Annotated in this window: 13 protein-coding genes and 1 riboswitch; all 13 genes read left to right on the forward strand. The window is 51.5% G+C overall.

The genetic code is table 11. The annotated features are described in order from the left end of the window. Positions 1-213: chemotaxis protein CheC (locus GXX34_01540; GenBank protein HHW06211.1), on the forward strand; the 213-nt coding region annotated here is incomplete at its 5' end. Further along, positions 206-1,183, forward strand: coding sequence for a diguanylate cyclase (locus tag GXX34_01545; protein HHW06212.1), 978 nt, complete (start codon positions 206-208; stop codon positions 1,181-1,183). The genes GXX34_01540 and GXX34_01545, both read left to right, overlap by 8 nt. Positions 1,184-1,299: 116 nt before the next feature. Next, positions 1,300-1,680 carry a prepilin-type N-terminal cleavage/methylation domain-containing protein gene (locus GXX34_01550; protein HHW06213.1) on the forward strand — a complete coding sequence of 127 codons (381 nt, stop codon included), beginning with the start codon at positions 1,300-1,302 and terminating at the stop codon, positions 1,678-1,680. Positions 1,681-2,042: 362 nt separating this feature from the next. After that, positions 2,043-2,438 carry a prepilin-type N-terminal cleavage/methylation domain-containing protein gene (locus GXX34_01555; protein ID HHW06214.1) on the forward strand — a complete coding sequence of 132 codons (396 nt, stop codon included), beginning with the start codon at positions 2,043-2,045 and terminating at the stop codon, positions 2,436-2,438. 192 nt (positions 2,439-2,630) lie between these two features. Beyond that, positions 2,631-3,797: a type IV pilus twitching motility protein PilT gene (locus tag GXX34_01560; protein HHW06215.1), complete on the forward strand. Its 1,167-nt coding sequence runs from the start codon at positions 2,631-2,633 to the stop codon at positions 3,795-3,797. A gap of 123 nt (positions 3,798-3,920) precedes the next feature. Next, positions 3,921-4,009, forward strand: a riboswitch (cyclic di-GMP riboswitch). A gap of 60 nt (positions 4,010-4,069) precedes the next feature. Beyond that, positions 4,070-4,567, forward strand: coding sequence for a hypothetical protein (locus GXX34_01565; GenBank protein ID HHW06216.1), 498 nt, complete (start codon positions 4,070-4,072; stop codon positions 4,565-4,567). A 44-nt stretch (positions 4,568-4,611) separates the two neighbouring features. Continuing rightward, on the forward strand, positions 4,612-5,787 hold the full coding sequence (locus GXX34_01570; GenBank protein HHW06217.1) for an energy transducer TonB: 1,176 nt from the start codon (positions 4,612-4,614) through the stop codon (positions 5,785-5,787). A 17-nt stretch (positions 5,788-5,804) separates the two neighbouring features. Further along, positions 5,805-7,016, forward strand: coding sequence for a type II secretion system F family protein (locus GXX34_01575; GenBank protein ID HHW06218.1), 1,212 nt, complete (start codon positions 5,805-5,807; stop codon positions 7,014-7,016). Positions 7,017-7,027: 11 nt separating this feature from the next. Further along, a complete protein-coding gene (locus GXX34_01580) occupies positions 7,028-7,741 on the forward strand; it encodes a sigma-70 family RNA polymerase sigma factor (GenBank protein HHW06219.1) in 714 nt (237 codons plus the stop codon). A gap of 16 nt (positions 7,742-7,757) precedes the next feature. After that, entirely contained in the window at positions 7,758-8,738 is a 981-nt protein-coding gene (locus tag GXX34_01585; GenBank protein ID HHW06220.1) for a pilus assembly protein PilM, read from the forward strand. Positions 8,739-8,791: 53 nt separating this feature from the next. Continuing rightward, positions 8,792-9,316, forward strand: coding sequence for a PilN domain-containing protein (locus GXX34_01590; GenBank protein ID HHW06221.1), 525 nt, complete (start codon positions 8,792-8,794; stop codon positions 9,314-9,316). A 12-nt stretch (positions 9,317-9,328) separates the two neighbouring features. After that, positions 9,329-9,859 carry a type 4a pilus biogenesis protein PilO gene (gene pilO / locus GXX34_01595; protein ID HHW06222.1) on the forward strand — a complete coding sequence of 177 codons (531 nt, stop codon included), beginning with the start codon at positions 9,329-9,331 and terminating at the stop codon, positions 9,857-9,859. Between the two features lie 93 nt (positions 9,860-9,952). Next, positions 9,953-11,021 (forward strand): Flp pilus assembly complex ATPase component TadA (gene tadA / locus GXX34_01600; GenBank protein ID HHW06223.1); only part of this gene is annotated, 1,069 nt, incomplete at its 3' end.

The raw sequence follows: 11,021 nt of genomic DNA on the forward strand, positions 1-11,021 counted from the left end.
CATTACACCCTGCCCCAGGTCCGGCTCCTGGGCCAAGGGGATTTTCTGGTTGACCTCCAGAATGAAGAGAAACTATTCCGTTTAATGCTCTTTATCACTTTTAGAATCGACGAAACAGAGATAAACGGCGCTATTATCATGGACATGACCATCAATTCCTTGCACGAATTGATTAATACTCTGGACAAAATGGAAGTTGGTCTGTATGAATGAAAATATCTTTGCGGACATTCTGAACGAAGTGAATGAAGGAATCTTTATTCTGGATGAGTCATTCCAAATCCTGTTTTGGAATGACTATATGGAACAGCTGACGGGAATCTCCAGGCATGAAGCATTACACCGGAATGCCTTTGCAGTACTGCCCAGCTTGAACCGGAATTATTTTGTCGCTTCCTTGCACAAGGCCTTGGAACAGGATTACAAGCCTTTCTTTTCAGCGGCGATGCACCGGGGATTGATCACCGCCACGGCGGAGCTGAACGTCAGGGTAAGCTCCTATAAAAGCGATGAGGTAAAACTGCTCATTGTGGAATGCATTGACGTTACCAGCCAGTACCTGCGGGTGAACCAGTTGAAAGAGTACGTGAAGAAGTTAGAAGATTTGAATAAAGAGCTGCGGGAAAAAGAAAGGGAAATCGCCAGGCTGGCTTTTTACGACAAGCTTACCGGCGTGGCCAACAGGACCCTGTTCTATAACGTGGCCGAAAAGCTTCTACACCATGCCAGGCGGGAGCAGAGCAAACTGGGTTTGATGTTTGTTGACCTGGACAATTTCAAGACTATTAACGACACCTACGGCCACAAAGTAGGGGACCAGGTCTTGCTGCAGGCCGCTCAAGTATTGACGAAGAGCATTCGTGCCAACGATATGGTGGCCAGGTTCGGGGGCGATGAGTTTGTCATCCTCTTGCCCGGCCTGAAAGAATACAGCCACTATCAATCCGTTGTCACCAGGCTGGTCAAAGCTTTACATCAAATTCATATTGCCGAGGCGCCCGTTACCATATCTTTGAGTATCGGGGTCAGCTTCTTTCCCCATGACGGCCACACTATTGATGAATTGATTGCCAAGGCTGACCGGGCCATGTATTGGGCCAAAAACCTGGGCGGCAACAAGTGCGCTTCCTACAAAGATCCTCACGAAGTGATGCAATTGGATGAGTACGTGATTCCGAGTTAGGTTTTAAGAATTAACTATCGTTCCTAACAAAAATTATTATCACGAAGTGTCTAAGAAGCCCGGTTTCCCGGCATAACATTTATTAGAAAGAAAAAAAAATTGGGGGAGGTAATTTAATGTTCAAACTGTTTAAGAAGAGGATGAAAAACCAAAAAGGCTTCACCCTGGTGGAATTGATGGTGGTGGTGGTCATCATCGGCATCCTGGTAGCCATCGCCGTGCCGGTGTACAACAACATAACTGAAACGGCCAAAGAGAAGGCCTGCGAGGCTAACAAGAGGACTATCCAGGGAGCTGTCAGCGTGTATCATGCGAAATATGGACGCTATCCAGAGAATTTTGACGCTCTCACCGGAGACCGTGACAAATATTTAGAGGAAATACCTGAGTGCCCTTCCAACGGTGTTTATAATATCGAGAAAGAAAATGGAACGGTAACATGTAGTGTTCATGGAGGAAAAACTGAGCCTGAAGGCAATTCAGAGCCAGAAGGCTAAAAGAACTGTGAGCATAGTTTTTATAGAATGCCGGTTTCATACTGAGTTTCGAAGACCGGGGGTGACATAACCTCCGGTTTTTCCGTGTTTGCGTCCCAGGGAAGCAGAACTTAGGGACAGTTTCAGCTCTGTACCCTGTAGGAATGGATTGGCTTAACCGGTTGGTGCATCTTTATGCCCAGGTGCTTTTGCCTTGATACAAAATATATTAAACTGTTGATGAAGCATGATTTGTTGTTGAGCAAAAGGTATTATTCATAATGGAGTTGCAGTCGTTTCGGCAGAGTGGCCTAATGATGCTTGAGGCTTTACCTTTGTGCATCAGAGAAAAAGACTTGCACCCTTTGTTGGGAGGGAGACCAATGTGGAAATTGATTGGGAACCGGTGGAAAAACCAGAGGGGATTTACATTAGTGGAATTGATGGTGGTTGTGGCTATTATTGGGATCCTGGTCAGTATAGCGGTGCCTTCCTATCAAAAGGTTACGGAGACGGCGAGAAAGAATGCCTGCCAAGCAAATATGCGTGCTGTTTTGGGAGCCGTTCAGATATTAAGAATGGAAAACGCCGGCGTTAACCTTGCAGGGAGATTAGATGAACAACATGCCCTAATGGCTGTCAAACTATTCAGTGAGGTGCCAACATGTCCCTCCGGTGGAGATCTGTACTATAGCATTGACGTCGATAATGACGGGACTATAACTATTGCATGTCCTAACGGTCACCATATAAGAAAAGAAGGCGCCGGTGGAGAATGATCGCAACTGCTGGAGTTAGTTTTGCCGGACCGGTACATTAAAAGGGGTATACTCTCTATGGGGATGCGATTCCCCCTTGTTTTGTGCTTCCATTGTTATTCACTCTTTAGCAGCGATCCTCTAAGCCCATCCCAGTAATTAATAAATTTATATACCAGCTACTTCCTTACTTGCCTGTTTCATGTTATATTAATGATTAAGAGAAATGATTCTCATTTTGACGGAAAGAAGGGATTTGGGTTGGTTGATGAAAACCGGGGGAGCCGGTCTTCCTTGCCCTTAGATCAATTGCTGAGAATGTCCGCCGAGCAAAAGGCTTCCGACTTGCACTTGGCGGTGGGGATCCCGCCCATGGCCCGGGTTCGCGGGGAACTGGTGGCATTGGATTACCCTTCCCTTACTCCGGATTCAATAAAAGAAATCCTGAAGCCTGTTTTAAGTCCCCCCTACGACAAGTATTTCGACGAGCATCTAGAATTGGATATTTCCTATGCCCTTCCCGGTGTGGCCCGGTTCCGGGGGAATATCATGAAACAGAGGGGTACTCTGGCGGCGGTTTTCCGGGTGGTTCCCTTCGAGATTCCCAACATAGACCAACTGGGGCTTCCGCCTCAGGTCAAAGAGCTGTGTTACTTGCCCAGGGGATTAGTACTGGTGACCGGTCCCACCGGCAGCGGTAAATCCACCACCCTGGCCGCCATGGTGGACTTAATCAACCGGGAAAGACGTGTGAATATTGTGACGGTGGAAGACCCCATCGAGTTTCTCCACCGGCACAAAAAGTCCATCGTGAAGCAGCGGGAAGTGGGCTTGGATACCCATTCCTTTGCCAATGCGTTGCGCCATGTGCTAAGGCATGACCCGGACGTGATTTTGATCGGGGAAATGCGGGACCTGGAGAGCATCTCCATTGCCCTGACGGCTGCGGAGACGGGGCACCTGGTTTTGTCCACTTTACATACCCAGACGGCCCCTTTGACCATCAGCCGGATTGTGGATGTTTTCCAAGACCACCGGCGGGAGCAGGTGAGGCAGCAGTTGGCCAACACCCTAAAGGGAGTGATCTCCCAGCAGCTGCTTCCTTCCGCCGACGGTCAAGGCCGGGTGCTGGCAGTGGAGTATTTAATCGATACCCCGGCGGTGCGGAACTTGATCCGGGAAGGCAAGGAACACCAGCTCTACAATGTGATGCAGACCGGCCGGGGTGCGGGGATGCAGACCATGGACCAGGCCTTGGCTGACTTGTTCAGTGCCGGGAAAATCAGCAGGGAAGCGGCCCTAGAACATTGTATTGACCGGGTGGAACTGGAGCGTCTCATGCACCGGTCGAGTTTCGGTGCATCCGGATTTTGGGATTGAACAAAAAGAATTTAAACTGCGGCCTGGTATGGTAGCAGGAGTTTGCTGGCAGGCGTTGAATTACAGCAATGAGATAATGAATTTAATAAAATTTGCCAAAGCAATACGGAATACTTATGTCATCATTCGAAAGGGCAAAGCCGCCGAAAGGCGGTGACTGCAAAGCTATGGGTCTACAGCTCCCATGGAGCCATGATCGCCAGGCTGCCGCGTAGGGTCAGCCTGGCGTTTTTTATTGAGATATAGAATCAAAGGGAATGGGAGGAAAACAAGTGGCAGATCCAAAGTTTCGTCTGAAGCTGCCTGAAATAAAAAGAGAAGGCCAAACAGGCAGCAAAACCAGGCTCTATGTTTTACTTGGCATATTGGCCGTGGTATCTGTAGCGGCGGTGGTGGTGAACATCAGCCTGCTTGGGCCCGGCGAGCCCGGGCCGCCAAATGTTTCAGGGGATTTAAAACCGGAAGATCTAGAACGGGAAATTGCCAGCCTGCTGCCTCAGACGTCCCGGCAGGAAGAACAGGGTGCCGGAGAGTTGGGAACAAATAGTGCCGGAGATGTTGATCCCTTTGCCCTACCCATGGAACTGCAAGGAGTCATCACCGGGGGAAAGAAAGATCTGGCGATTATAAAAGCCCGCCAAACTACCTACATAGTCTCAACCGGTGAGCAAATCGCCGGCAGTTGGGAATTGGTGGAGATAAGCAGAGATGCGGTGCGGCTCAAAAACGGTTCGGAAGAAATTGTCATTGTTCTAGGCTCCCGGAATTAACGGGCATAAACAGAGTATTTCTAAGGAGATGTGGGGAGGAGAAGATGAATCAGGGACGTTTTACTAAACCACTGGTTTTCTCGGTTTTGCTCGTGTGTGTCTTGTTATTTTCAGGGACGATGCGAGAAGCACAAGCCGCTTCGGGGCAGTTTTCCCTGGACGTGCGGAATGCGGATCTCAGGGATGTCTTGTCTGCTCTGGCCATCCAAACCGGCACAAACATTGTGCTGGTCGAAGAACCCGTTAACGTGACTTTCTCCGTGCAAAATGTCCCTCCCATGCGGGCACTGGAGCTGCTGCTGCAAACCCTGGGACTGAGTTATGTCAGGGAGGGCAATTTGCTGATCGTGGGCAGTGAGGAAAAACTCCAGGCCGGCTATGACAAGGAGGAAACCTTGGCCAGGTTTGACCTGGTGTACATCCGCACGGAACAGTTCAGACCCCTTCTCTCCGAGCTGGGTTTGCCGGTGAAAAGCATCGCTTTCAACAACAACCCGTACACTATTTGGGTTAAGGGAACGCCCCGGGACCTGGTGAAAGTGAAAGAGCTCTTGGAAGCGGTAGACCAGTTGGAAAATGCCGTTTTTCGGGGTGTAGAGGAGCTAGTTCTGGACTATCAGGAGTTTTATGCCTACGCGGTAGAGCCGGACCGGTTAGCGCAGCTGGCCAGAAACGCAGGCATCCCGCTGGAAAAATATGTTACCATAGGCAATCGCCTCCTGGTTTTTGACAAGCAGATTTTGGCTTATTGGGATGAGTTTCACAAAGTCATGCAGGCATTGGATTCCATCGATGCCAGGAACAGTAGTATTTTTCCTTTTCAGCTCAAACATATCGTGGCCCGTGATGCGGCTTCCCGCCTGGCAAGTATTGGCTTTTCAGGTGTAAAAACCATCACTTTTAACTTTCCTGAATTCAGCAGAGAGCTGATTGTCATCTGTCCCCCCCAATTAGAATCCCAAGTATATACCGCTTTGGCCGCCATCGATACGGCACCCGAGAAAATCAAAGCCCCCGTTATTTCCAGTACCGGGGAGTTTGCTCGCAGTGAACTGCAAGCCAAGCGGCGTTTACTGGCGGAAATGACCTCCATCCCCCTCAGCAGTATGCACATCTCTGAGAATATTTCCGGTGATCCGGATAATCCCCATCATGTACTCTGGGCCCATGAAACGCCGGATAACATCAAGCTGCTGCAGGATTTGGCGGAGAGCTTTTGATCATTGGGGGTGGAACTATGCCTGTGTTTAGTTATGAGGTTGTCGATGCCCAAGGTAGGTCCACAACCGGTAAACTGGAAGGCGAAACTGAAGCGGCCGTCGTCGCCAGGTTAAGGGGTATGGGCTACATGGTGACCAGGGTCCAACAGGTGAGGGGGCCCGTGGTTTCCCTCGGTGCCTGGCGGGCGGAAAGGAAAGTGTCTTTAGGTGACCTGAGCCTTTTCAGCCGCCAGTTGGCCTCCATGCTTAATGCGGGGATCCCCCTAACCCGCTGCTTGTTTGCTTTGAGTGAACAATCATCGGTACCGGCTCTAAAACGGGCTCTCAGTGAAATCGCCGCCAATGTGGAGGCAGGCATGAGTTTTACCGAAGCACTGGAAGGGTACCCCAAGATCTTCTCCAAGCTGTTTGTGGGGATGGTGCGGGCCGGGGAAGTGGGAGGCACCCTGGAAGAGTCCCTGAGCCATCTGTCGGAACAGTTGCAAAAAGATAAAATCCTGCGGGACAGCATTCGTTCGGCCACCTTTTACCCGGCCATGGTAGGGATTTTTTCCGTCCTGGTAATGCTGGTCATGATGATTTTCATTGTGCCCATTTTTGTCAAGATGTTTCCTGAAGGGGTAGCACTGCCGGCTCCTACCCTGGTCGTGCTGGCTGTCTCGGATTCCCTCAGGAACAAATGGTACTTATGGATTATTATGGCAGCCCTGTCCGTGCTGTTGTTCCGGCTGGCTGTGACGCATCCCCGGGGAGAGCTGTTCTGGGCTAAGCTCAGATTTCGCATACCGGTTTTCGGACCTTTAATACATAAAGCCACCATTGCCAGGTTTGCCAGGACTTTATCAACCCTTTTAAACGGGGGCATTCCCGTTTTGCAAGCTTTGGATGCGGCAGGGGAGGCTACCGGCAATATCTTGATTACTAATGCGGTAAGTGATGCCAAGGAAAAAATCGAAGAGGGCCGTAGTTTAGCTCAACCCTTGGAGGAAAGCGGGCTGTTCCCGCCCATGGTCATCCAAATGGTGGCGGTAGGTGAAGAATCCGGTTCTTTGGTGATGCTGCTGCGACGGATTGCTGATTTCTTTGAAGAGGAAGTCAGTATTATGACCAAAGGATTAACCGCCATGATCGAGCCGCTGCTGCTGGTGTTCGTGGGCCTTACCGTGGGCGGCATGGTAATAGCTCTGTACCTGCCGATTTTCACTGCCGTCACGCAGACGGGAATGTAGGGGGGACCGGAATGGCAGAAGCGTCTTCGTCCAGGCATGAGGAATTGGAGGCTTTGGTGGCAGCTTACTGCGACGAACCTTCGGAGCTGTTGTTAAAGGACATTGTTGAGGCGGCGGCGGGTTTAATCGGTCATTTTGTCAGCCCGTTCTCTTACAGTCCTTGCCGGGAGGATCTCATGCAAGCGGGGTATGAAGGGCTCCTGAAAGCCTTGAGAAGGTTCAAGCCGGAACGGAAAGTGCGGTTTTCCACCTATGCCTCTTATTATATCAAAGGTGAAATAACCAGGGAACTGCAGCGGGGCTCGTCTTATGACCTGCCGCCCTGGCTGGCGGATATCCAGCGCCGGGTTTACCGGGTAACCGAAGAACTAACGCAATCCTTCCAGCGGGAACCGACACTGGGGGAGATTGCTGAGGCTGTGAACATCAAAGAAGAGGGAGTGGTCCAGGTTATGCTGGCAGGCACCGTCCCCTTGGAAGAGCTGGACCTGAACAGTATCAAAAGCCTTCGCTATGAGAGCTTCCGGTTACCCATTGAAGACCGGCTGTTGTTGCGGGAGGCATTGAGCAAACTCAGTGAAATACAACAAAAGGTAATCTACCTGATTTTTTATCACGATTTAACCCAGACCACCGTAGCCGAATTACTGGGCACTAACCAGAGGCGGGTTTCCAGGCTTTTGAAAAAGTCTCTGGAACAGTTGGCGGTGGAGTTACAGGGTTGAACAAAGGAGTGGCGGTATGGCGGCATTGTGGGGCAAAAGCGGGATAGTGGGCCTCGAATTCGACGAGGGTGCTATCAGAGGGGTGGAGATAGTCAAGAAAGGTTCCGTCCTGTCTGTGACAGCTTACGCTCAAGTAGCCGTTGGAGAGGACGCTATTAAAGAAGGGGTGATCCTGGATGAAGGGGCGGTAGCGGCTGCTTTGGAGGAGCTGTGGGCCAAAGGCACGTTTCGGAGCAGGGAAGTAGTCACCGGTGTTTCCAATCAAGGGGTGATCATCCGTTTTGCCAGGTTCCCTAAGGTTACGCCAAATCGCTTGGACAGCTTGATCCGGTTTCAGGCCCAGGAACACCTGCCGGTACCTTTGGATACCGTCTATTTGGATTACGATGTCATCGGTACTAGAAGCGATGGCGAACGGGAAATGCTGGAGATACTCCTGGTCGCAGGTCGGAAAGAGATGGTGCAAGGTTTCTTGCAGGTACTGACCATGGCCCGGTTAAGGCCCAAAGAAATCGAAGTGCTCCCCTTAACGTTGCTCCGCTTCCTAAAAAAAGAAGATGCGTCCCGGCAGGTGGTGGCGGCCATAGATATAGCCAGGGGTGTCAGCAACATGGTCATTGCCGATGCCGGCAAACCCCGCCTGGCCCGGATGATGGCCACGGGAATGGCTGCCGCCGAGCTGTTGGCGGCGGCCCGGGAAGAAGACACCGGAGCATCGGAAGTAAACCTGCACCGGGAGCAGTTTGCCAACAGCATCCAGGCCACCATTGGTTTTTACCAGTCCCATAAGGATGCCAGGCCGGTGGAAAAGATTTTCTTAAGCGGCATCGGGAGCCAAGTGACCGGTTTGGCGGAAAGGCTCGAGAGCATGTTGCGGTTACCGGTGAAACAAGTAAGGCCGGCGGAGGTTTTGGGCTTAAAACTCGGCGGCGGTCCCCATGAGGATTTCGTCAAGTTCGGTCTGGCCGCCGGGCTGGCATGTCGTGGTTGGGAGTGATGGATTTGGTTTCAATTAGTCTGCTGCCTCCCGAATTTAAACAGTTATCTGCTGTGCGTGAAAAACAGAGAAAGCTGTTGTTGGGCTTCGCCGTTATTTCTTTACTGTTATTGGCTGCAGTGGGCACTCTGGCTATCAACGTCAGGCTGGCTCAAGGTCAGCTGGAAACCCTGTCGGCTTACCGGCAGCTGGTGGAGAGCCAGCTGCAGGGACTGGTAGTTTATGAAGAGCCTTATGCTCAATTATCGGAATTGTACCGGGTCAAGGAGGAGATTATGGCCGGGCAGGTAGATTGGCCGGAGCTTCTGGTGGAACTCGGCCAACAGACACCGGAAGGGGTCTGGCTCACGGATTTTCGAGGCCAGGTAGGGAAAACAGGGGAAAACGGTTCGCCGGGCCAGTTGGTGTTAAGAGGGAAAGCCCTGGACCACCTGCTGGTCAGTCGTTACTTGGAAAAACTCCGCAGCATGCCTTTTCTCGCTGAGGTGCAGTGCCGGTTCTCTTTAGGCGCCAATGAATCCGAGGCACAATTTGAGATCCAGGCTGCGGTATCCACGGTACCCCGGGATGCATTTTAGGGAGGTCAAGGAATGAATCTGGAACAGATTAAAAGAACCATGTGGATTTCCACCGCTGCCTCAATGGTGATCATCGCCGCTTTGATCTTCGTCATTATCATGCAATTCCACCTGTGGCGCTCCCTGCAAGCGGACATCATCGTAGCGGAAGAACAACTGGTCCAGCTGGAGCAACGTTTGATGCGGCTCAGCCTGTTGAAAGAGAATCAAGCGGAACTGGCAAGGCAGTTGGCAGTCATGCAAAAAACACTGCCCGGTGAGATTTCCGAGCAAGATTTGCTCTTGGAAATGCAAAAAGCCGCTTTGCTGGCCGGTTGCCGGGTGTCAGAGTTCCGGTTCGGAGATCGGGTGTTTCATGAGCATTACACCGAGATACCTTTGGACTTATCCCTCGAAGGACGGTTTGCGAGCCTGGTGGCATTGCTGGACAACATTAACCGGGCGAGCAGGATTTACCGGGTCCGGGAACTCTCGATTCAGAGTAACGGCAACGACGGGCTAATCAGGGCTGATTTGCAAATTTCATCCTTTTATGTGGACTGAGATTAAGGAAGATGGTGGGGGGTCTTGTAATTGCGTCCGGAATTAGCCACAACCCATTTAGGTCGCTTTTTGGTGGAAACCGGCGAGATTACGATGGAGCAGTTGGAGATAGCTTTGCGAAAGCAGGAGGAATGGAAAGACCGGAAAATGTTTTTGGGGCAGGTGCTGGTAGAACTGGGATTCGCCACTGAAAGTGCCGTGGCTAGGGCGGTGGCGGCGCAGGCTGGGGTACCTTTTATCTCCTTGGAAGAGTATCCCATTGATGCGTCTGCTTGTAAATTGTTGGAGCCGGATGTGATCCGGCGTTACCAGGCCTTACCCATCGGTTTTGAAGATAATGCTTTGTTGGTGGCCATGGCCCAGCCAAGGAACATTATCGCTATTGAAGACTTGCGCCTCTTAACGGGCATGGAAATCCGTCCTGTGCTGGTGACCGATACGGAATTAATGATGCATATGGAGCGGCTGCTGCGTCCCCAGCTTGAGGTGGAAGACGTGGAAGAAGAGGAGACGGAGCCGGATATACTGGTGGCTTCCGAGGCTCAGGATAAACCGGCGGTCCGGCTGGCGAACATGATCATTGGGCAAGCGGTTCAGGCCAAAGCCAGCGACGTGCACATTGAGCCTTTAGAAAAGGGACTGAGGGTCCGGTTCCGCATCGACGGCGTCCTTCATGAGATCATGCATCCCCCGCGGCACCTGCATGCATCCCTGGTGTCCCGTATCAAAGTGATGGCCAATATGGATATCGCTGAACGGAGAATTCCCCAGGACGGCCGGGCCACCGTGAAGGTGGAGGATCGGATCGTAGATATCCGGGTGGCAACTCTCCCCACCCCTTACGGGGAGAAGGTTACTTTGCGGATTTTGGACCGGCAGTCAAAACTCATGACCTTGCAGGACCTGGGCTTTCCAGAAGACCAGGCCGGGAAATTCCAAGAAATGATCAACCTGCCCTACGGGATGATCCTGGTCACGGGACCCACCGGCAGCGGGAAAAGTACCACCTTGTACGCCATTTTAAATGCCCTGAACCAGGCCGACAAGCATATTATAACAATTGAAGATCCTGTGGAACGGCGACTGGATGGGGTCAATCAAATCCAGGTGAATGTACAGGCAGGCGTGACTTTTGCTACGGGTCTCCGGGCCATTTTGCGCA

It is taken from the genome of Clostridia bacterium (assembly GCA_012840125.1).
Lineage (GTDB): Bacteria > Bacillota > DULZ01 > DULZ01 > DULZ01 > DULZ01.